Here is a 22,204-nt window from a genome sequence, read left to right on the forward strand (position 1 = left end):
ATGGGGAGAATTAGAGGATGACAAATTCTTCTTATGCCACGAACACAGCGCGACTTAAAACTAGGATACAGCTATCACGTCACTACTAGGTGCAATAACCGCGAGTTTAAATTAACGCGTCACGAATGCCGTCAGGTGTTTGTCTATGCTCTCAAAAAGGCTTTGGCTAAGTTCCAATTTAAGCTTTATGCCCTATGTATTATGTCTAACCATGTCCACTACCTAGTTGAGCCGGCACAACCAAACGATTTACCTAAAATTATGCACTGGATAAATTGGTACACGGCAATGTGTTTTAACCGAATGTTGAACCGTACAGGACATTTTTGGGAAAAACGTTATCACAGCACAGGATTTGAGCAAAGTGACCATCAACGGGCATTGAATACGCTGCGTTATATTCACGCCAACCCAAAAGCTGCGGGAATGCAAGAAGGCTTTTTCTATGATTTTAGTAATTATGGAGTCTATGACCGACTTGGGGATGATGGTTTAACAACTTGGCATCCGGCTTTTTTAGCTCTGGGTAAAACTTTGAATGAATGTGCTGCTAAATATCGGGGTTTTTGTAAAAAGTACAAACCAAAAGCGAAAACAGAAAAACACTATTCTTGGGGTAATCAATTTTTGCCGAAAGTAATTAAAGACAAAGGTAAAAAAACATCACCTGGACAGATGCGATTACCTTGGGATACTTGGGAGACAAGTAATCCAGAAATTGTTAATGTGGCTGAGAAATTTATTTTTGCTAATTGTTACAATCCCCAAGTTGCAGGGATGATTTTTAGAAATCACAGTCAATGATTTGAGATGAAGATAGGAGCAGTGTCTCTATTTATCACTAAAAATGTCTTTTTTAGAGGAATTTGCTACTTTTTGGTAATATCAACGACTCTAAATTCAATTCCTTTGTGTTGTTTGTTTTGTTTCTTTGCCTTGTGCCGTTTAGTGCCAGGTATCGAATCTCCAAAAGCCTTATTCTTGCGTGGAAAATCTCCCAGGAATAAATATTTACAATTCTCTGAAAGCCTTATCTGCTACAATTTACAAGTCTCTGCAAGAAGAGAGGAGTCTTTCCCTCTCATCCCAAACCTTCCCCCAATCATCAAGAAGTTCATTCCCAACCCAATAAACCGGGAGTTCTCCCTTTCGAGATATTCTCTCCTTTTTTTCACTTTCATCCTTTATACCCTTCAGGTTCATGGGTAATTCCTCATATCTTCTCCACTCCCCATCCTTTCCTCTCCATCCCACACTTTTTGTAAAATCATTATACCCTTTCTCGTTCCAATTTTTCCATTCTCTCTTCTCCCAATCAAAATCGAGAGAATTTCCACTAGCCAAATATATTTTTTTCTGGACACTATAACCAAAATACCCCTTAGAGTTATTTACCCAAAGTGTATCTAGTTGTTTTAAATCCTTACAATTAAAGTTTTCGACATCAGTTAAATCTAAGTAGCCTTGTTTTTCCTTTCCTGCTGAATAAAGAATAAATAGCCAATTTTTTAAATCTGCTTCTCTCCATCTTTCTTGCTTCATTAAATAGTCTAATTCATTCAATAAATGTTCCTTTAAAGATAGATTATAAACTGGGTTTGAGCCGTCTAATTCTTTAAGTTGGCGATAAAGCAAAGCCACAATATCAGCATTGCCATTGTAGAGAATATTTAGGTCTAAAGTAAATAATTCAACATTAGATTTCAACTTAGATTCTAGACTGCTGAGATGGTCAAATGCTTTCTTGTAATCTACTAAAGCCTTAGCTTGATTTGAATTTTCTTCTGATTTACCTTTAGCATAGTTAATATAAACTAAAGTAGCTAAATTGGTTGAATTATTATCAAATTGCTTTTCTACTTTTGATAATTCTCGTATACTTCTATTAAAATTATTCTCAGCATTTTTTAAATCCTCTGTTTTATTTCCCTCATTTTTTTTATCTGCTTGGTATTGATATCCTAAAACTAGCGCACTATCTAATAAAACCTCTTTTAGTTTGGGATTATTAATTCTTTCTTGCAAAACCAACCCTGCAATATTTAAAGACTGATTTGCTTCGTTTGTTTTCCCTTTTTGTTGTAGTTGAGAAGCCACCGTTGATAGTTCTCTAATTTTAACAATTGATTGGTTGAGTTCATTTGTATTTCTCTTAGCGGTTTGAAGCCCTATAAATGCAGCTATTCCTAACAAAGCTGTAATCACTAAAGTGATAAATAAGACTACTACTCCAAAACGCATTCTTTTTCTAGCAGTTACCAATTGTCTTTCTGCTTTCTGTTTAGCTTTACCTTCAATTTGTCTAGCCCTTTCTGCCGCTTCCTTTTCTTTCCTTTCTCTTTCTAATTCTGCCTGGATTTCTGTTTCTGCTAGCTCCTCTTCTCGCTCTCGTTTACGACTAGCTGCTAAAAATTCTAAATCTTGAAAACCTAAACTTTTATGCCTTGCCCAGGTTGACGCTTCTGCTAAAGCATTTCCCCGCAATAACCGAGACTCATCCTGTTTTCCTGATAATATCCACTGACGATAATTCTCTGCATAAGGACGCAAACTGCCTAAAGTTTTCTCAATCCATAAGTTGTCAAATATTGTTTGATAAATCAGGTTATAAACCTTTAATTTATTCCTTTTGTTAACAACGATTCCCGCTAACTGTAAATCACTCTGTTCAATACTACTATCAATATCAATTCCGCCTGAGTGCCATACTTGTTGATATAAATCTAATAAGTATGCTGCTTTCTGTTCATCTCTTTTTAAAATTCTATCCCGAATCGTTCTAAAGTGTTCCGGTTCATCTTGAGATTCCCAATTCTGAATCACTCTATCTTTGACTAAATTCTCTACAAAAGGAGCTTCTTCACCTGGGGGAATTATAATTGCAGATTTACGGACAAATTCACAGACTTTCTGAGTCAAAAATGGCTGTCCTCCAGTCCATTCTAAAATCGCTTTTAGTACGGCTTCTGGGTTGCTAGTTTGTCCAGAGTATCCGTTGATTAAAGGTAAAGCTTCTGCAAATTCAAATCCGGTTAACTCAATTCCTTTGCCAATATTAAAAGGAGTACGCTTTTTATCTTGAATTAACTCAGAAGGGGTAGCTACTCCCAAAAGCACAAAAGTAATGCGTTGATATTCAGGGTTATCAACTCTTTGATTAAAGAAAGCTCGAATTAAAGCAAAAAAATCATCAACCGGAAATTTTAAACTGAGAATACTATCAATTTCATCTATAAAAATAACAATCTGTGTAGAAACTAATTTGAGTAATTTGTCAATAAACTTACCAAAAATCTGCACATCAGAAAAGCGGGAATTTTCTGACCATAACTCATCTATATCAAACTGCTCACCTAAGTTTAAACTTTCAGAACCAGCAATAGTATCAATAATCCCAGAATACCATTGTTCAGACTTTAGCCCAGATGTCCCAATTGCAGTTAAATCAATAGATACACAAGCAATTCCTTCACGCTGTAACCTTTGCATTGTGCGGACACGCAAACTGGATTTACCCATTTGTCGAGAGTTGAGGACAAAACAAAACTCTCCAGCTTTCACAGCGTCATACAAATCTGCATCAGCTTTGCGGGTGACGTAGGTAGGTGCATTAGCAGGAAGACTACCACCAAATTGATATTGATAATTTTGGGGAACAGGCGAGTTCATAGTCATACTCTACATGGCTAATACTCAGGTGATATGTCAATTAAGACACAATATACTACTTGAAGGCTGAAGTTTCTTTCATAAGTGCATGAAAATTTTGATTTACCAATTAGGAGAAGCAAGCTATAACCCAATCTACAATATCAGGCGATCGCGTAGCCCAGAGCAGGCATCGCACTTTTGATCTCAATGTCTGAGCCGTCCCCCCTTACCAAGCTACGGTGTACACACATCTTTGTACAAGATACAAAACGACGTTAGATCCCCCTAAATCCCCCTTAAAAAGGGGGACTTTGAGAAGTTTTTGCCCCCCTTAAAAAGGGGGGTTGGGGGGATCAAAAGCCTGTGGGGTAACTCTAGAAGACTTGTGTGTATACACGGTACCTTACCAAGGGGGGACTACAGGGGGGTTAAAACGATCTCAAATTCTCACGAATGATTTAGGACTGCTATATAAGCAACAGATACCTCAAAGTCGTGTTGAGGTACTTCAAAGTCATGTTGAGGTACTTCAAAGTCGTGTTGAGGTACTTCAAAGTCGTGTTGAGGTACTTAAAAGTCGTGTTGAGGTACTTCAACATCGTGTTGAGGTACTTAAAAGTCGTGTTGAGGTACTTCAAAGTCCTGTTGAGGTACTTAAAAGTCCTGTTGAGGTACTTAAAAGTCGTGTTGAGGTACTTCAAAGTCGTGTTGGAGTACTTCAAAGTCGTGTTGGAGTACTTCAAACTTTGTCGCACCGCGATTAAGTACACAAGTGCGGGCTACGCCTACGCTTGACTTTTAAAACAGTCGCTACAATTATCCTTAAGTGAAGATTAGCAATCAGTTAGCCTGGAAGGTGGTAAAAGTTCAATAATAAAAAAGATTGACACAGCCATTTTTGGTTTCTCAATCCCATAACCTTACTCCCATTCTACAAAAATTATGCAAAATCTCACTAGAATTACTCGTAATCCTGAAGTGATGGGCGGCAAACCCTGTATTCGAGGAATGCGTGTCACTGTTGGTACTATCGTCGGCTTAATGGCATCTGGACACAGTAATAGCGACATTATCAAAGCATATCCCTATCTCGAAGAAGCCGACATCTATGAGGCCCTTGCCTACGCTGCATGGCGGGCTGAAGAGATTGAAGTTCCTCTCAGAAGTGCATGAAAATTTTGATTGATATGAACCTTTCTCCTGATTGGGTTGCGGTTTTTGAGAAGTACAATATTGCTGCTGTCCACTGGTCTACTGTTGGCGATCGCCGTGAGAAAGATTCAATAATTATAGAGTGGGCAAGAACTAATGGATATATCATCTTTACTCACGATTTAGACTTCGGCTCCCTACTAGCTGCGACAGGTGTCGATACTCCCAGTGTTATTCAGGTTAGTACCCAGGATGTTTTGCCGAACAGTATCGAAAATCTAATCATTTCAGCCCTGAATCAGTTTCAGGACTTACTAGAGACAGGCGCATTGGTTACTGTTGATCAAACCCAATCCAGAGTTCGTATTTTACCAATTAGGCGCGGATAGTCTTAGAGGATGTTTTAAAAGTGGTCGGCTGTAATTTTAGGCACTTCTAGATCCCCCCTAACCCCCCTTCAAAAGGGGGGAACCGGAATCAAAGTCCCCCAATTTATCGGGGGATTTAGGGGGAGCTTAAACGTTTTGCTACCGACCAAAGAACTTTTAAAATATCCTCTTAAGGAAATATCGCTAACTCAGTTTCTGGGTCAAAAAAGTGAATTTTCTCTAGAGTTAGCGATAACCAAAGTTGCTCACCAGTTTGTACAAATCGATCTGGTGGTATTCGCACTTGTAGATAATTGGCTGTAGTGGCAGGTTGAGATCCTGGTTCGGCAATCTTAACAGCGAGAAAGGAATCGTTGCCGAGATTCTCTACCAAATCTACTTGCACTGGTAGATTTTTAGTGGCAGGCATACTCAAGTTTAAGTGTTCTGGGCGAATACCTAAAATTAGAGTTTTCCCATCATATTTTTGTAAAGCTTTTCCCCAGACTTCGGGCAGGGTGAAACGAAACTGGGAATGAGTAATCAACTGCGGGGCATGAAATTCTACAGAAATAAAATTCATCGGTGGTGAACCAATAAACTCTGCGACAAAAAGATTGGCAGGGCGGTTGTAAAGTTCTAGGGGAGAAGCAACTTGCTGAATTTTACCCTCAGACATAATTGCAATGCGATCGCCCATTGTCATCGCTTCTGTTTGGTCATGGGTAACGTAAATTGTCGTTGTCCCCAGTTGGCGCTGCAATTTCACAATTTGGGCGCGGGTTTCCGCCCGAAGTTTGGCATCTAAGTTAGAAAGCGGCTCATCCATTAAGAATACTTGGGGGTCACGCGCGATCGCTCGTCCCAATGCAACCCGTTGTCTTTGTCCCCCAGATAGCTGTTTGGGTAAGCGTTTCAGCAATGTTTCGATTTGCAACAGTTGAGCAACACTACGCACCTGCTCATTTACCGCCCGTTCTTTGTCAGAAATGTAGCGTAATCCTTTAGGTAACTTTCTTGTCGCCCCCACAAAAAGATTTTCCGCCCACGTCCGAAGATATGGAGATGAGGGAGTAATTTCTCCCCCTGCTTCCCCTGCTCCCCCTGCTCCCCCTGCTCCCCCTGCTCTCCCAAAACGGCGGCGTAACCCAAAGGCGATGTTGTCATACACCGTCATGTGAGGATAGAGGGCGTAATTTTGAAACACCATTGCAATGTCGCGTTCCTTGGGTGGTAGGTCATTGATCAAGCGATCGCCTACCCAAATATTGCCTCCAGTCATCACTTCTAACCCGGCGATTAACCGCAGCAAGGTGCTTTTACCACAACCAGAAGGGCCTACCAGCACCATAAACTCGCCATCTGCGATCGTCAGGTTAATCCGTCGCAAGACATTGACACTTTCCGCACGCCCTTGCGCTGCATCAGTTTTATCTCCAGACTTGAGTGGGAGTTCGGTTTGTGAGGCAACACTTTCCCCTTTACGCGAGGAAAAACTTTTATAAACGTTTTCTAAAATAACTTGAGACACAACTGTTAATTATTGTCATTGAATATTGGGCATTGGCTTGGAAAAGGGACAAATGACTAATCACACTTTAGCGCCCATAATAATACACGTTCTATCTAAATACGAAAAGTTAAAAAAACAGCTTTTACCATAAAAAGCAAACTATTCTAAATTTTAGGGCTGTCAGGAGGTGTTGTTATGACTACCGATGTACCTAAAAATCTTTCCCAAGACCCAAGCGTTAACCCTGTCCATGACATTGTAGACGTACAAACTACAGATTGTTGCATTGTGGGTGGAGGCCCAGCAGGAGCAGTATTGGCGCTGTTGTTAGCGCGTCAAGGCATTTCTGTAATGTTGCTGGAAGCACACAAAGACTTGGATCGCGATTTTCGTGGCGATACGATTCATCCATCGGTGATGGAAATTATGGAGGAATTGGGACTTAGCGATCGCTTGCTAGGACTTCCCCATACCAAAATGCGCCAAATTAGTATTCAAACTCCTCAAGATACTGTCACATTCGCAGATTTTAGTCATCTGAAAACCCATTATCCCTACATTACAATGCTTCCCCAGGTGAAATTCCTGGAGTTCATCACCCAAGAAGCGCAAAAATATCCTAGTTTCCATCTGGTGATGGGTGCAAATGTACAGGAACTAATTACCGAAAATGGTGTGATTCAAGGTGTCCGCTATCGAGGAGGCGGTGGTTGGCATGAAATTCGGGCAATACTGACAGTGGGTGCAGACGGTCGCCACTCACGTTTACGCCATCTGGGTGAGTTTGAATCCATCGAAACTTCGCCGCCAATGGATGTCCTCTGGTTTCGCCTACCGCGTCAGCCAGAAGACCCTGAAGGGGGAATGGGGCGCTTTGGTCAAGGTAAGCTAATCGCCATGCTTGACCGTGGTGATGAGTGGCAACTTGCCTATGTTATTCCTAAAGGAGGCTATCAACAACTAAGGGCTGCGGGTTTGGAGGAATTAAAAAAATCTGTTGGCGAAGTAGTGCCAGAATTCCAGCAACGCCTCCAAAATTTAGATGATTGGTCACAAATAGCTTTTCTCTCAGTCGAGTCCAGCCGTGTCAAACGCTGGTATCGTGAGGGACTGTTACTCATCGGTGATGCAGCTCATATAATGTCCCCCGTTGGTGGAGTTGGCATTAATTATGCGATTCAAGATGCTGTAGTCGCGGCGAATGTACTCAGCAAACCGCTCAAGAACCGAGAAGTACAACTTAGCGACCTAGCAAAAGTACAACGTCAACGCGAGTTGCCCACACGCATCATTCAGGCGTTTCAAACTTTTATCCAAAAGCGGGTATTGGCCCCGGTTCTCACCTCAAATCGCACCTTTGTACCACCTGCGTTTTTGCGCTTACCCATCTTGCGCGACCTTCCAGCCAGGTTAATCGCGTTGGGTGTTTTTCCAGTTCACGTCAAGACTTAATTTTTGCCAAGAATTTTTTCTATTTAATCAATAAGTGGTACAATCATACTACTCTATGCAGAATTGAATGCTCAATTTAGTCAAGCGAAGGTGGCGAACAGTATACTCAATGCTGTTCAAAGCGATCGCTTGGCTTTTATGCTAGAAAGGACTAAAAACTCAGAGTGGATGTAGAAAATTTTTTCAAATATTATTAAAAAATGCAAACAATTAAACATATCTAGATATTAATTGACACTACATAGAAAAACCCCCTCTTTTTCAATCAGTACTTTTTGCAGTCAGGAGTAATTTTAATGAACAGCTGCGTTTTGATGGTGGAAATTATCAATGAGCCACAACTCCGCTATACAGCGGATAATCTGGGAGTCACGGAAATGCTGGTGCAGTTTCCCAATTCCCAGAAACCAGAAGATCCGCCAGCCACCCTGAAAGTTGTCGGCTGGGGGAATTTAGCGACAGAAATTCAGCAAAACTACCACCAAGGCGATCGTGTCATCCTGGTAGGACGTTTAACTATGAATACTGTTGATCGTCAAGAAGGTTTTAAAGAAAAACGCGCTGAATTGACAGTGCAACAAATTCAATCTGTTGGAGGTAGTTTTAATACCGATCCATTGCCCTCAGCAACCGTAACTCCATCATTCACTGAAACTGCTCCCCGACAACCATCTTCAGCATCTCCTCCTCCACAGAAAGACGTTCCCACTTACGAGTCACCACGTCCAGCGCCTACTCCAGCGACAAATCCTGTTGGCGTTGCTCCCCAAACGAAAACTTACGAACCCGTACCCCAACCCACAAATTATGAGCGAACCACTTATCCAGCAGTGAAAGAAGAAGAACCAGATCCAGATGATATTCCCTTCTAAAGTTGGTAGTTGAGCGTGTATTTAATTTGCTTACATACTTAGCAGGAAGTATTACGATTAGACAATTTTTACAAATAGCCATCCTTTAGGATGTGCTATTTTTTCTTAGTTGATCATTACTATGCACTATTACCCATAATCAAACTAAGAGTAGATAGGGAAGAGTTAATAGGTATAATTTACCAATTTTCCTGTTCGTGCAATAACGCCCTTTCAATCTACAACATCATCTCGCTTTAAAGCAGCCGTCAATTCTTTCATAAACTCAACAAAAACGCGAACTTTAGCCGAGAGATAGCGTTTTTGCGGATACAACACGGAGATCGGTAATCCGACTTGGGTCGTGTAGGCTTGGAGAATCGGTTGGAGGTCGCCCCGTGCGATCGCGTTCGCTGCAATAAATTTGGGCAATTGCACCACACCAGCTCCTTGAATGACCGCCTCTAAAATGACTTCTGAATTATCGAATCGCAGATAACTGTCAACGGCAAGGTCAATCGATTTTCCGTCTTGTGCAAACTTCCAGTTAGCTTCTCGCCGAGTCTGTGGATAGATAAAGTTGACACAGCGATGCTGCAATAGTTCTGTGGGTATTATGGGTGTACCATACTGGGCAAGATACTGCGGCGAGGCACAAGTTATGTAGCGTGCAGTTGCCAGGTGGTGCATGATTAAACTGCAATCGCTGCTAATTCCAATCCGCACAGTCGCATCAACGCCTTCCTCAATCAGATCGATCAGGCGATCGTTAAAAGAAACATTCAAATTTAGCTTCGGATATTGTGCGGCAAATTGCAGTAGAGCCGGGGCGATATGCATTTTGCCAAACACAAAGCTCAGATCCAATCGCAATGTTCCCATCGGCATGGATTGCGATTGTTTGACTTCGAGTTCGGCTTCTTCCAAATCGTTGAGAATTTGCTGAGAGCGTTGATAAAATCGGTTGCCATCCGTGAACAGGAAGTCGCCAGTGTGGATATGACCATGACGGAAATCGCTGCCACATTCAGCCGCGTTTTCGGAAAAAACGTCGAATACCAACAAATTCCCTTTGAAGCGTTTGAGCAGCAAGCTGGGGAGGAAGTGACCATCATGTTTCGCTGGCTAGAGAACGTTGGCTACGGGGCGGATCTAGCGCAGTTGAAACGTGATTTTCCGGCACCGACCGACTTTGAATCCTATTTGCGCGATCGCAACTGGGCAAAATCTCACAAGAACTTGTAATTGATGCCTCACAAACCGATCGGAACTTGCTAACCACTTTAAAGGAGCAAACGATGCGATTCTCGAACAAATTCGTAGTTATTACTGGTGCTGCTGGAGGAATTGGTAGCGCAATCACGCGCCGCTTTCTGTCGGAGGGAGCAGAAGGTCTGTGCAGTCGATAACAGAACGGAAGCGCTTAACCAATTGGTAGTTGATCTCGGCTCGCCAGATGCGTTGCTGGCGATCGAGGCAGATGTAAGCAGTGAGTCAAACTGCAAGAATCTCTCAGAGCAGGTACAGCAGACGTGGGGTGCAGTCGATATTATGGTTAACAATGCAGGAAATTGCCAGAAAGTATGGTCAGGAAGTGTTCCCGCCAGACTATCTTGACTAACGAATCACGATGCTCCGCTCAGATTTTGGTATGCGAGCGATCGCCGTTCCCGACCCCTTGAGATCCTAAACGTACTCAGGCGGTATGCCATCCGATCATCTGCCGCGTCCCATTAGGCGGACAGTTTAGAGATCATAATGGTGTTAACATGACTATTACTGACAGTGCCAAATTAAATGACATCGGCACAAATTCATGTGACTGTACATTATCTTTTTCCCAAAGAGCGATGTCTACGACGGGCTACGCCTACGCTGACTATGCACCTATCCCAATAGATCAAAACTATTGTTAAAATCCAAATAATTTTAAGTTAAAATTCCTACCCAACTCCTATGAGAGAAACTGTCCTAGAGGTTCGCAATCTCCAAGTTGAATTTCCCGGTGATGGCAACATTAACAGAGCTTTGGATGGTATTTCCTTTGGCCTGCATCGAGGTGAAACTCTAGGAATAGTAGGAGAGTCGGGGAGTGGTAAATCAGTGACAGCCCTAGCTGTGATGGGTTTGTTGCAAACTCCCGGTATAGTTACTGGCGGTGAAATCTGGTTTCGTCCTCAAGAGAATGCTAACCCCATCGATTTAGTAAAATTGCCTCCTGAACAAATGCAGTTACACCGGGGTGGCGACATTGCCATGATTTTTCAAGAACCGATGAGTTCGCTTAATCCGGTTTATAACATCGGGTTTCAGCTAACAGAAGCGATTATGCGGCATCAGAATGTCTCAGCAGCCCAAGCACGACAAATTGCGATCGCAGGTCTGCAAGAAGTAAAACTTCTACCTAGCGATGAGGAGATACAACAGCAGTATATCGAAACTTGGCATCAAAACAACAGCAATTCATCAAAACCAGAACCATCAAAGTTGGCAAAGTTGGTTAAAGAACACAAAGAAGCAATGCTAGAACGCTACCCCCATGAACTTTCTGGGGGTCAGTTGCAACGGGTGATGATTGCAATGGCAATTTCTTGCAACCCATTAATCTTAATTGCTGATGAACCAACCACAGCCTTGGATGTGACGGTGCAAGCGACTATTTTGGAGTTAATCCGAGAATTGCAGCAAAGCCGTGACATGGCAATGATTTTCATCACCCACGACTTGGGGCTAATTTCGGAAATTGCTAACGAAGTAGCGGTGATGTATAAAGGTAAAGTTGTCGAGTCTGGTGCTTCTGAGCAAATTTTCAGCAGTCCCCAGCATCCATATACTAAAGGTTTGATAGCTTGTCGTCCCACACTCAACCGCCGTCCCCAAAAATTACTCACCGTTTCTGACTACATGAGTGCAGAAGAGACAGCAACGGGACAAGTAGTAATTCAGCCGAAAGAACCCGCACAACCCACAGAAGTCACTACCGAAGAGATTGCTGCAAGATTGGCAAACTTCAATAAAAAGGAACCTCTGCTGCAAATCCGCAACTTGAAAGTTGGTTTTCCAGTGCGTGGGGTGTTTGGTGGGACAAAACGTTACAATATGGCAGTTAATGGCGTTTCTTTTGATGTTAAACCAGGGGAAACATTAGGTTTAGTGGGAGAATCGGGTTGCGGTAAAACCACCCTTGGTAGAACCTTGCTGCGATTAATTGAACCGATGAGTGGTCAGATTATCTTTGAGAAACAAGATATTACTAGCCTCAAAGGTGAACCGTTGCAAAAACTGCGGCGAGAAATGCAAATAGTCTTCCAAAATCCTTTTAGTTCCCTCGATCCCCGGATGAAGGTTGGGGACGCGGTGATGGAACCGTTGTTAATTCACTCCGTTGGTAAGACAAAGCAACAACGACGCGTGCGAGTAGTCGAACTCTTAGAACGGGTGGGGTTGAGTGCAGATGCAATTAACCGCTATCCTCATCAGTTTTCTGGTGGTCAACGCCAGCGAATTTGCATAGCCCGTTCTTTGGCGTTAAATCCTAAGTTTATCATCTGCGATGAATCAGTTTCAGCACTGGATGTTTCCGTACAGGCGCAGGTATTAAATCTTCTCAAAGAATTACAGTCAGACTTTCAGCTTACCTATATCTTTATTTCTCACGATTTAAGTGTGGTGAAATTTATGAGCGATCGCATTTTAGTCATGAATCGCGGTCAAATTGTTGAAGAAGGCACAGCAGAAAGCATTTACCAAGAACCCAAAGAGGAATACACGCAAAAATTAATTGCTGCGATTCCTACCGGTAGTGCTGAACGGGTGCGAAATCGTCATCTACGGGCTTTGTAGTTAAAAGGGCAATTAGAAACCGCGTCTACACGAGGCTTTACCCAATACGGTTCGGTTAACCTGTTTTTCTCTCGAAGATCCCCCCAACCCCCCTTAAAAAGGGGGGCTTTTTCTAATCTTTACCCCCTTAAAAAGGGGGTCGCCGCAGGCGGGGGGATCTTATCCGAACCGTATTAAGGCTTTACCCACCTTCGTGGGTTATGGCGGTTTCCATGCAGATGCGGTACAACATTGTATCGCGAGGTGTAGGGGCACGGCACTGCCGTGCCCCTACGGGTGTACCCCACGTAAACGAGAACCGCTATATAAAATTCTTTTTTAACAGATATTTGTGCAAACAAAATTAATTACATCTGCAAGTCCAGACTGAGTTTTCAAATTAGTAAAAATAAAAGGTTTCTCGCCGCGCATTTTTTTAGCATCTCGTTCCATCACACTTAAATCTGCACCAACGTAGGGTGCAAGGTCAGTTTTGTTAATCACCAACAAATCAGATTTAGTAATACCGGGGCCACCCTTACGGGGGATTTTATCACCAGCCGCAACATCAATGACGTAAATCGTTAAATCCACCAATTCTGGACTAAAAGTAGCAGCCAAATTATCACCGCCACTTTCCAAAAATACTAAATTCAAATCGATAAAACGTTCCTCTAATTGTTCAATTGCCGCCAAATTCATCGAAGCATCTTCGCGGATAGCAGTATGAGGGCAACCACCAGTCTCTACACCCAAAATGCGATCGCTTGCCAACGCCTGAGAACGCACTAAAAACTGAGCATCCTCCTGAGTATAAATATCATTCGTCACCACCGCAATCTGATACCGCTCACGCAACCCCTTACACAAAGCATCCACCAAAGCCGTCTTCCCCGAACCCACTGGCCCAGCAACCCCTACTCGAAATGCATTCATAACTCACACCATTTTGGATTTTGGATTTTAGATTTTAGATTGTAGATTTTAGATTGTTCAATCCAAAATCCAAAATTTAAAATCTAAAATTATTCTGCCCCTAACTCCTAAACAACCTTGTATATTGCGTTTCATGCTGCATACTCGCTAGCGATAAACCCCAACTACAACAGGCGAGTTCATCATCCTCCAATGCGAGAATTTCTAATGCCGCAGCACTGAGTAATGGTTGTAAATCTAGCAATAACTGCTGTCCTGCTGTTTGTCCAAGGGGGATAAGTTTCACGCCAGCAGTAATCAAATTACTTGCCCAACTATGCAGATATCCGAGTAATGCGGCTTTGATACTGATTTGCCAATGGGCAACAGCAATACCAAAAGCGATCGCATAATTGCACGGTTTACCTACAGCATTGGCAACAGGTATAATCTGCGGTTCTAGTTTAGCAAGTAATTGGATGAGCGATCGCCCCATCTGCCAACTAGAGGCGCGTAACTCTTCTGTTTCCCTAGCTGCGGATAACCACAGATTCCAACGGCATAGCGACTCAATATCACCCATTTTTACAGCTTGCTGCGATCGTACCATCACCCCTGCCTCTAACCGAATTGCTCCGTAGAGCAACTCTGCTTTTAACCAATCTTTGAGATGTATGTGGTTAGCGATCGTACCATTTTCCACCAGCATTTCCAAACCTTCAGAATAGCTATATGCTCCCACAGGTAAAGCGGGGCTAGCCAGCTGCAAAATACTCAAAAGATGACTATCAGTGAGCATGATGGTGTTGTCCATAAGCTCCTAATTCTGGCTGAAACGGTAAAATTTCCTCTTTAACTTCTAACCCCAGTTGTTCCAACATCGTGTGTAAAACAGAATCTGAAGACAAGCGTAAATAAGTCGGAGTAATTTCTACAGGTACGTGGCGATTTCCCAAATGGTATGCCGCCCGTAATAATAAAAGTGGTGTTTGGGTAAAGGCAGTCAGCACTAATTCTGGTTTGGCAGTAATTCTGATTAAACTGCTATGGATCTCTTCTTGCAGAATATCGCCATCGTGTAAGACAGTTCCTCTGGGTAAATGTAAAAACACAACTTTACCATCTTCCGTTTCAAAGCGATGCCGACTGCGGGTGCGTTCTTCTGCTGTTAGCGCCAGAGTAAAAGTAACAGCAACATCGCGATTAGGTGGTTTAAGTTGGGTAAATGTCAGCATACAGAGTTTCGCCTGAACTTTTGCTTTTCATTATGGTTCTAATTTAAACCCTATAGTTGCCTTGCCCGAAGGAAAGATAAAATTAAACAAACAAAGGCAACCAGCCAAACGGGGACAATCATGAACCAAGCCGTTGAGTGAGTACGCTGGACAATTCACGATTTAAAGGTTCTACCCGAAAATGAGTGGACGCGCTATGAAATTATTAATGGAGAACTCTTTGTGACTCGCACTCCTCACCGCTGTCATCAACAAGTTTGTGTAAAATATTGCTCGACAACTTGATGTTTGGTCAGATTCGAGTGTTTTAGGGAAAACAATTGTGGCTCTAGGAATGATTTTTTCGCAAGCAGATAGCGTTATACCGGATGTAGTTTAGGTAAGTCGAGAACGACTGGCGCAAATTGAAGATGAAGCGGGACATTTGACAGGCGCACCAGAGTTAGTAGTAGAGGTTTTATCCCCTGGTAAACAAAATGAACTTCGAGACAAAGAAGCAAAATTGAAACTTTATTCAGTTCAAGGCGTGCGTGAGTATTGGATTGTTGATCGCTTTACTAAACAAGTCGAAGTTTATCGACGAGAAAAAGCACAGTTGGTTTTAGTTGCAACTTTGTTAGGCGATGATGAAACAACATCGCCACTTTTACCCGGATTTTGTTGTTCTATTCGTTTCTTTTTTCCGAAATAATGCACTAGGCAACCTAATCAACGGACATTGCAGACCTGCAAATCTAGTTTAGTCTGATCTCGATACCATAGTTAGGAGCTGTTGCCAACATTTTCTCAACTACGGTAGAAGTTAATGCAGGTGGCAACCCTTCTGGGTCTTGCATGGGAATCCCAACTTCTATGAAAAACTGCTCAATTCCAGCTGGTGTTGACCAAATCAGCATTTTGGCGGGGGTAGTGCCAATGTTTTTGAATGAGTGAAGCTGTCCTTTGGGAGAATGCAAGAAAGTACCAGGTGTTGCAACAATAGTGCGCTCGTCAAGCTGAAATTCAACAACTCCAGCCTGAATGTAAAATGCTTCATCTTCTCGACTGTGAATGTGTGGTGGTGGCCCTGCTTGGGGTTCAACACGAGTTTCCATCAGCATATACTTGCCCTCGGTTTGGGAGCCGACTGCCTTGAAGGTAACAACATCGCCTGCAACACACAGCGTTCGGCCTTGACCAGGTTGTAAAACAATTCCCGGTTGAGGAAGTTGATTCATCGTCATGATTGTTGCTCTCCTATGCAAAAATTAGGTCGATAAATTCATGCTACTAGTACCGCAAGGCGGAAGTCAAAAGTCAAAAGTCACGCATAATTGTATTTCGGGCTTTTACAGCATTTGAAATGGTGAGGCAGTCCGGTCTTGGGGGTTCCCCCCATGAGGAACTGCCGAACCCGAAAGGGTATGTTTATTTACGCCGTGCTGTACTAGATGGTCTAGTAGTCCTAAACAAGTAATGATGAATATAGTAACCGACTTACTATTGCATGTGGCAAATCAAACGTGTATTGACTTAACCGAAGCTCTATTGGCAACTTTGCCGGACTCAGGTGCTGCCTTTTAGTCAGCTAATAGGCAATGTAAACCAGAAAGTTGCCCCTGCATTCAATGCACTGTTCACACCAATTTCGCCGCCGTGAGCATGGATGATTTGCTTACACAGATACAAACCTAATCCCAAACCTACAGAATTGCCGATACTTGCACCCCGAAAGTAAAGGTCAAAAAGCCGATCGCTTTGTTGTTGACTAATTCCCACGCCATTATCACTAACAGTACAATAAATCATGTCATCCTTACGGGTAGCATTGATTGTCAAAAGCAATTCTGGGGGATTATGTTTCAGAGCGTTGACGATTAAGTTAGAAAAAACTCGCCATAGTTGCGTGGGATCGGCATTCACTAATGGCAAATCTGCGGATACCAAATTTGTCAGTTTGGCTTGATTTTGTGCTAGTAATGGCTCTAAATCAACGATCGCAGCTTCGACAACTGCCAGTAATTCTACGGCTTGACGCTGCAAAACTACACCTTGTAACTCGCTGACATGAGCTTCCATCAATGAATTAATTAAATTAAGTTGGCGATCGCTACTTTGAATCATCCGCTCTAAAATTGAGCGTGAAATCGAAATATTCTCTTCTGGACGTGAAAGCAAATTTTTCAGCACCATTAAAGTACCCAGCGCTGGGTTGCGTAAGTCATGGGAAACTGCATGGAAAAATACTCGTAGTTCTTCTTCAGTTTGTTTGCGCTGGGTAATGTCTTCAATCAAACCTTCGTAGTAAAGCAGTTTTCCTTGTTCGTCATGCACTGCGTAGGCTTTTTCCGAAATCCAGACAATACTTCCGTCTCGGCGATAAATTTGGGATTCAAACTCTGAAATGCTGCCATAGTTTTCCATCAGGCGCACAAATTCTGCTCGGCGGTTCGGATCAACGTACAATTGTTTAATATCAGTGGAATTTGCTGTCACCTCCTCCGCCAAGGAGTAGCCATAAATACGTGCTAAAGCAGGATTTGCCGTAATGTAACGTCCATCAGGACTGTTTTGAAAAATCCCTTCAACGGCGTTTTCAAAAATGCTGCGATATTTAGCTTCGGCAACCTTGAGTTTTTGGTAGGCAGATTCCAGTTCTTGACGGGCGAAAAATTCAGAACGTTGCAGGCGATCGTACAGATAAACACCAATGTCACATATAGTACAAAACCAGAAAATGTATAAAATGAACGTTACATTATATATTCCTGGGTGGTCGGGGATTGGTGTTTTTAGCCCAAGTGCTGTATTCACGCCAAAATAGTAAATCAGCACACTCACTTGAGTCAGCAAGTGAAGAATCCAGCAAACAGGCATCAGCACAGCTTGGCTCAAGAACAACAGCGACCAACCAATGGTATCGGGTAGCGCGAAACCACTAAGAGTTGCAAACAACTGTGATGCTAGACTAATTGACCAAGAAGACCCTAAAAATAATAAATCTGGACGATGACGACCTAATTTAGTTTTGTGTAAAGCAAAGCAAATAATTAATGTTGCAAGCATTGTAACATTAATTACTAAGCGCTGAGTTCTCAGTACTTCTGGTAGTTGCTGCAACTCTGCAAAAGGAAAAAACAAGCTGTAAATGTCTCGCAAAGTAAAAGACAATAGACAAATCAGCGCCAGCCATAACCATAAACGTAATCTCTGCCACAAGAAACGATTACGCCAAGCTCTGTAAAGAGTAGTGATTTCATCTGTTGTTGGTGCAGAAAAGGTTTTTATCCACCACCTTTGCACTGTTGTAAATGGAGTAGCCATTAGCATCCGAGCAACTTTGCCCATACCTTGAGGGTGTTTCCCTTACTCAACATTGCCATAAATAACACCCTCTCATTTTTTGGTGATTTATGGGCGATTTGTTGCGGATGAAGTGAAAAGAGGTAGTGTAAACCAGAAAGTTAATCCACGCTTGCGGTTACTCATAACCCCGATTTCGCCGCCATGCGCCTTAATGATTTTCCGACAAAGATACATTTTTAAGCCAATGCTTGTAGAGCAACAGTCTTGAGGATCGCGGACATGAAGATCGAAAAGGCGATCGCACTCTACTTTACTCATTACCACACCGTCATCTTGAATCTGAGTGCGAATCATTCCCGCCTCAACGGTGGCACTCAGGGTAAAATTTAACCCTGGTGGATTATTTTGCAAGCCATGTGCGATTAAATTTACCAAAACTTTCTGTAACCGAGTGCCATCTGCGATTACTAACGGTAAATCTGCGGGAACCAAGTTCTTCAGAGTCGCTTGATTTTGTGTCAGCATGGGTTCCAACTGCGAGAAACATTCGCCCAGTAGGGTACTAAGTTGCACAGGTTCGAGTTTGATCTCAATACCCTGTTTTTCACAGGAATTAATTTCTAGCAATGAGTTAATCATTGTCAGTTGGCGATCATTGCCCTGAATCATTCGCTCGATGATTGAGCGAGATATTGGGATTGGGGATTGGGCATGGGAAAGAGGCAGAGGGGCAGAGGGGATGGGGGGCAGAGGAGAAAGACTTGCTTTAATTTCCCCCCTGCTCCCCTGGTTACTGAGCGCAGTCGAAGTATGCTCCCCTGCTTCCCCACTCCCCACTCGCTGATTTAACAAATTCTTTAATACCATCAAGTTACCCATCACCGAAGTTCGTAAATCGTGAGCAACTGTATGCAAAACAACATCTTTGACACGATGCAAATTTTCAACTTCTTGCATTTTCTGCTGCAACTGTGCTGTCCGTTCTTGGACTTGGTATTCTAAATTAGTGTTAAGTTCTGCTAGCTTTTGGCATATCTGGCTTTGTTGAATAGCGATCGCTACCTGTTCTGACATCTGCTGTAACAAATCAATTTCTATTGGCTGCCAATGACGCGAACCTGAGCATTGATTGGCAATTAATGCGCCAAATAATTCGTTATTTAGCATAATTGGTACAGCCAAAGTCGCCTTCGTTTGGAATTTTCGATAGTGTGCTTTTACTTTGGGAGATACTTCTATTTGGGTTATGTCTTCAACGACACGCACAAGATTATCTTTTAGTAAATTTCGTAATTCTTGTAAATAAGCTTCATCATTAGTAGACCAACCTGAGACTGATGGATATTTGGGATCTACTGATTCGGCAATAGTTCTGACTCCTAAATTGGCATTATTTAAACCAATAAAAACTCGATCTGCTTGGAGAAATTGCCTAACTTCTGTCACGGTGGTTTGAAGAATTTCCTCTAAGTTAAGCGAAGACCGAATTCGCACTAGGGTTTCTGCCAACAAGCGATCGCGTTGCGCACAAAGGCGTAATTGTGCTTCTACCTGTTTGCGTTCTGTAATGTCGTGATGCACTGCTAAAATGGCAGGAATACCATCCAAATCAATGACTTCGGCTGAAAGCAGGGTTGTAATTATCTCACCAGATTTTTGCCGAAATTCAACTTCCAAGTTACGAGCGACTCCCGTACTTTGCAACTCTTGCACTAAGTTTAAGCGATCGCGATCGTCTACCCAAAGATTTAACTTAAAAGAAGTTTTACCAATTGCCTCATCTCGCCCATAACCTGAAAGATTCACAAAACTGTCATTAACTTCGATAAAGCGTCCTTCTTGCAGCGTGCTAATCGTAATTGAATCGGGGCTGCAACTAAAAGCTTTCGCAAATTTTTGAGCAAGATTTTGTAAGGCGACTTCTCCTTGTTTGCGCTCTGTGATATCTCGGACAATTGCTAGTACCTCATCTGTGCCACTCACTACCAACCGCGCCTCATAATCTCTGACCCCCAAAGATGTTGGTAGTTGATATTCACAAGTTTGTAAAATTCCAGAATCTAAAGTTTTAGCGATCGCTACTTGGCTAATGGCAGCAACATCACTCGGCAATAACTCTTGCAAATTTTTTCCAACTATTTCTTCTCTCGAAAGAGTGATATTTGCGCCCTCGCTTTTCAAATCTAGATACTCGCCATCGCGGCTGATACGAAACATCAAATCGGGGATAGCATCTAAAATTGCTTTATACCGTGCCTCAGTTTCTTGCAATTTTTCTTGGGCTTGTTTTCGATCTGTAATATCTATAACCAAGCCATGCCAAAGAAAATCACCTGCTGCTTGTAATTCGGGTTGCAAAGTACCTTGAATCCATTTAATGCCACTAGGCGTAACAATCCGACTTTCCCAATGCCAAGGTGTAAGAGTAGTACGACAAACAGCAATAGATTCTGTAAAAGCTTTTATATCCTGTGGATAAATCAGTTTGCATAACACCTGAAAGTCTGCCTGTACAGCCTCTGGTTCTAATTCATACAAATACTTACAACCAGAACTAATATAAGGGATAAATACAGAACCATCCTGTCGTTGCAGAATTTGGAAAATCATCCCCGGTAAATTGGCAGCAATTGTTTCCAACAGAGTGATTTTCTCTGGTGGAAAATCTGGTTTATGCAGTGATTTTACAATTTCATCCACTCTTAGACCCTTTGATATATAAGCAATTGGCATAATATTCAAGGTAATCATAGCCATTATAAAAGTTTTTAGCTCTCAGCGCGACGCCGAATAGCCCGTCGTAGACATCGCTAACAACAAAAAAATGGCTCTACTTTCAGAGTAGTTCTGGATGCTGCGATCGCATTCACCCAATCGGGTGAACCATTTGTCAAAGATGTCAAAGAGGCAATCAGTTCAGGACTTTAGTTTTTACTACAAGTTTATTTACTTAGGATATTTGACTTGACAGACTACTAAAATAGATATATTACTTCCAGTTAAACTGATCGCATGAATATTACCACCGTCAGTTTACCTCCAACCCTCGAATTAAATATCGACTTAACGGACGAGCAATTTTTTCAGCTTTGTCAAAATAATCGAGACTTAAAGTTTGAGCGGACAGCTTCAGGGGAACTAATTATTATGCCACCTACGGGGAGTAGTACTAGCGATCGTAATGCCGATTTAACTTATCAATTAAGAGCTTGGAGTCGTCAAAATAAGCTAGGTAAATCCTTTGACTCTTCTGGTGGTTTCAAACTTCCTAACGGTGCAGAGCGTTCTCCAGATGCTTCCTGGGTGAAAATGGAACGGTGGAATGCTTTAAGTGAAGCAGAAAAAGAAAGATTTGCTCCTTTGTGTCCCGATTTTGTGGTTGAGTTAATGTCTCCAAGTGATTCTTTAGAAAAAACGCGAACCAAAATGAGGGAATATATGGAGAATGGCGCCAGATTAGGCTGGTTAATTAATAGAGGACAGCAGCAGGTAGAAATTTATCGTCCTAATCGAGAAATTGAGCTTATACAAAGTCCTAAAACTCTATCGGGAGAAGATGTTTTGCCAGGATTTGTTTTAGATTTAGCAGAAATTTGGTAAGTAATTACCTACCCTGAATCATTCGTAATAAACAATAAACCCGACAAATTCTACGAAGCCGGGTATCTGCGGCTTGCAATTATCACAAACAAAATAGGATTACTATACTACCAAATTATGATAATTTAATTTCACGAATACCCCAGATCAGTAATTCCAAAAACTGTTTGAGAACTCAACTAATTGGCAATTATCCTGAATCAAGTAAATACCACCACTCATAAAAACTCCGTTGTGTTGACCTAATTTAAGGTTCTTGATTTCATCGAGTAGCGAACACCCGTTTAGCGAATTGGTAAATTAAAAAATTGAGGTAATCAACTTCGATCGCAACAATCAGATAGAAAATAGTTTATCAAT

The 22,204-nt window shown here is 42.2% G+C and carries 19 protein-coding genes and 1 pseudogene; 11 read left to right on the top strand and 9 right to left on the bottom strand.

Annotated features, from left to right (window positions below):
- Positions 1 to 33 precede the first annotated feature (33 nt).
- Positions 34 to 804: a transposase gene (locus NLP_RS14260; RefSeq protein ID WP_104906960.1), complete on the top strand. Its 771-nt coding sequence runs from the start codon at positions 34 to 36 to the stop codon at positions 802 to 804.
- Positions 805 to 1,044: 240 nt separating this feature from the next.
- Here the strand turns inward: NLP_RS14260 and NLP_RS14265 are convergent, their stop codons facing one another.
- Positions 1,045 to 3,675 (bottom strand): AAA-like domain-containing protein, encoded by a 2,631-nt coding sequence (locus tag NLP_RS14265; RefSeq protein ID WP_325034742.1) that lies wholly within the window; start codon positions 3,673 to 3,675, stop codon positions 1,045 to 1,047.
- Between the two features lie 320 nt (positions 3,676 to 3,995).
- Between NLP_RS14265 and NLP_RS14270 the strand changes: the two genes are divergently transcribed.
- The 3 genes from NLP_RS14270 to NLP_RS14280 all read left to right on the top strand — a co-directional run bounded on the left by NLP_RS14270 (position 3,996) and on the right by NLP_RS14280 (position 5,192).
- The gene (locus tag NLP_RS14270) at positions 3,996 to 4,415 is read left to right on the top strand and encodes a hypothetical protein (RefSeq protein ID WP_104906962.1); all 420 of its coding nucleotides are present in this window, start codon (positions 3,996 to 3,998) and stop codon (positions 4,413 to 4,415) included.
- Positions 4,416 to 4,593: 178 nt separating this feature from the next.
- On the top strand, positions 4,594 to 4,824 hold the full coding sequence (locus tag NLP_RS14275; RefSeq protein WP_104906963.1) for a DUF433 domain-containing protein: 231 nt from the start codon (positions 4,594 to 4,596) through the stop codon (positions 4,822 to 4,824).
- Positions 4,821 to 5,192, top strand: coding sequence for a DUF5615 family PIN-like protein (locus tag NLP_RS14280; RefSeq protein ID WP_104906964.1), 372 nt, complete (start codon positions 4,821 to 4,823; stop codon positions 5,190 to 5,192). The genes NLP_RS14275 and NLP_RS14280 overlap by 4 nt, the downstream gene beginning before the upstream one ends.
- A 169-nt stretch (positions 5,193 to 5,361) precedes the next feature.
- On the opposite strand, the gene NLP_RS14285 is transcribed toward NLP_RS14280, so the two are convergent.
- Positions 5,362 to 6,702, bottom strand: coding sequence for an ABC transporter ATP-binding protein (locus tag NLP_RS14285; RefSeq protein ID WP_104906965.1), 1,341 nt, complete (start codon positions 6,700 to 6,702; stop codon positions 5,362 to 5,364).
- Between the two features lie 177 nt (positions 6,703 to 6,879).
- Between NLP_RS14285 and NLP_RS14290 the strand changes: the two genes are divergently transcribed.
- Both NLP_RS14290 and NLP_RS14295 read left to right on the top strand, forming a co-directional pair.
- The gene (locus NLP_RS14290) at positions 6,880 to 8,136 is read left to right on the top strand and encodes an FAD-dependent oxidoreductase (protein WP_104906966.1); all 1,257 of its coding nucleotides are present in this window, start codon (positions 6,880 to 6,882) and stop codon (positions 8,134 to 8,136) included.
- Between the two features lie 296 nt (positions 8,137 to 8,432).
- On the top strand, positions 8,433 to 9,008 hold the full coding sequence (locus tag NLP_RS14295) for a single-stranded DNA-binding protein (protein WP_104906967.1): 576 nt from the start codon (positions 8,433 to 8,435) through the stop codon (positions 9,006 to 9,008).
- A 213-nt stretch (positions 9,009 to 9,221) separates the two neighbouring features.
- Here NLP_RS14295 and NLP_RS14300 read toward each other — a convergent pair whose 3' ends face one another.
- The gene (locus NLP_RS14300; RefSeq protein ID WP_199784824.1) at positions 9,222 to 10,049 is read right to left on the bottom strand and encodes a substrate binding domain-containing protein; all 828 of its coding nucleotides are present in this window, start codon (positions 10,047 to 10,049) and stop codon (positions 9,222 to 9,224) included.
- Here NLP_RS14300 and NLP_RS36080 point away from each other — a divergent pair.
- The 3 genes from NLP_RS36080 to NLP_RS14315 all read left to right on the top strand — a co-directional run bounded on the left by NLP_RS36080 (position 9,981) and on the right by NLP_RS14315 (position 12,830).
- Complete coding sequence (locus NLP_RS36080) at positions 9,981 to 10,232, top strand: NmrA family NAD(P)-binding protein (RefSeq protein WP_442946653.1); 252 nt, start codon at positions 9,981 to 9,983, stop codon at positions 10,230 to 10,232. The genes NLP_RS14300 and NLP_RS36080 overlap by 69 nt on opposite strands.
- A gap of 102 nt (positions 10,233 to 10,334) precedes the next feature.
- Positions 10,335 to 10,604, top strand: coding sequence for an SDR family NAD(P)-dependent oxidoreductase (locus NLP_RS14310; RefSeq protein WP_234017322.1), 270 nt, complete (start codon positions 10,335 to 10,337; stop codon positions 10,602 to 10,604).
- Positions 10,605 to 10,943: 339 nt separating this feature from the next.
- On the top strand, positions 10,944 to 12,830 hold the full coding sequence (locus NLP_RS14315) for an ABC transporter ATP-binding protein (RefSeq protein WP_104906969.1): 1,887 nt from the start codon (positions 10,944 to 10,946) through the stop codon (positions 12,828 to 12,830).
- Positions 12,831 to 13,148: 318 nt separating this feature from the next.
- Here the strand turns inward: NLP_RS14315 and ureG are convergent, their stop codons facing one another.
- The 3 genes from ureG to ureE form a co-directional block, all read right to left on the bottom strand.
- Positions 13,149 to 13,745, bottom strand: a complete 597-nt coding sequence (ureG, locus tag NLP_RS14320) for an urease accessory protein UreG (RefSeq protein ID WP_104906970.1) — start codon at positions 13,743 to 13,745, stop codon at positions 13,149 to 13,151.
- Between the two features lie 100 nt (positions 13,746 to 13,845).
- Positions 13,846 to 14,538 carry an urease accessory protein UreF gene (locus NLP_RS14325; RefSeq protein WP_104906971.1) on the bottom strand — a complete coding sequence of 231 codons (693 nt, stop codon included), beginning with the start codon at positions 14,536 to 14,538 and terminating at the stop codon, positions 13,846 to 13,848.
- Positions 14,513 to 14,959, bottom strand: a complete 447-nt coding sequence (ureE, locus tag NLP_RS14330; protein ID WP_104906972.1) for an urease accessory protein UreE — start codon at positions 14,957 to 14,959, stop codon at positions 14,513 to 14,515. The genes NLP_RS14325 and ureE overlap by 26 nt, the downstream gene beginning before the upstream one ends.
- Positions 14,960 to 15,112: 153 nt before the next feature.
- On the opposite strand from ureE, the pseudogene NLP_RS14335 reads away from it, so the two are divergent.
- Positions 15,113 to 15,650: pseudogene (locus tag NLP_RS14335) on the top strand (Uma2 family endonuclease).
- Between the two features lie 43 nt (positions 15,651 to 15,693).
- On the opposite strand, the gene NLP_RS14340 reads toward NLP_RS14335, so the two are convergent.
- The 3 genes from NLP_RS14340 to NLP_RS14350 all read right to left on the bottom strand — a co-directional run bounded on the left by NLP_RS14340 (position 15,694) and on the right by NLP_RS14350 (position 21,001).
- The gene (locus NLP_RS14340; protein WP_104906973.1) at positions 15,694 to 16,182 is read right to left on the bottom strand and encodes a cupin domain-containing protein; all 489 of its coding nucleotides are present in this window, start codon (positions 16,180 to 16,182) and stop codon (positions 15,694 to 15,696) included.
- A 340-nt stretch (positions 16,183 to 16,522) separates the two neighbouring features.
- The gene (locus tag NLP_RS14345; protein WP_234017323.1) at positions 16,523 to 18,286 is read right to left on the bottom strand and encodes a PAS domain-containing sensor histidine kinase; all 1,764 of its coding nucleotides are present in this window, start codon (positions 18,284 to 18,286) and stop codon (positions 16,523 to 16,525) included.
- A gap of 63 nt (positions 18,287 to 18,349) precedes the next feature.
- Positions 18,350 to 21,001, bottom strand: a complete 2,652-nt coding sequence (locus tag NLP_RS14350; protein WP_199784825.1) for a sensor histidine kinase — start codon at positions 20,999 to 21,001, stop codon at positions 18,350 to 18,352.
- 255 nt (positions 21,002 to 21,256) lie between these two features.
- On the opposite strand from NLP_RS14350, the gene NLP_RS14355 reads away from it, so the two are divergent.
- Entirely contained in the window at positions 21,257 to 21,844 is a 588-nt protein-coding gene (locus NLP_RS14355) for a Uma2 family endonuclease (protein ID WP_104906974.1), read from the top strand.
- Positions 21,845 to 22,204 lie beyond the last annotated feature (360 nt).

The organism is Nostoc sp. 'Lobaria pulmonaria (5183) cyanobiont', assembly GCF_002949795.1.
Classification (GTDB): domain Bacteria; phylum Cyanobacteriota; class Cyanobacteriia; order Cyanobacteriales; family Nostocaceae; genus Nostoc.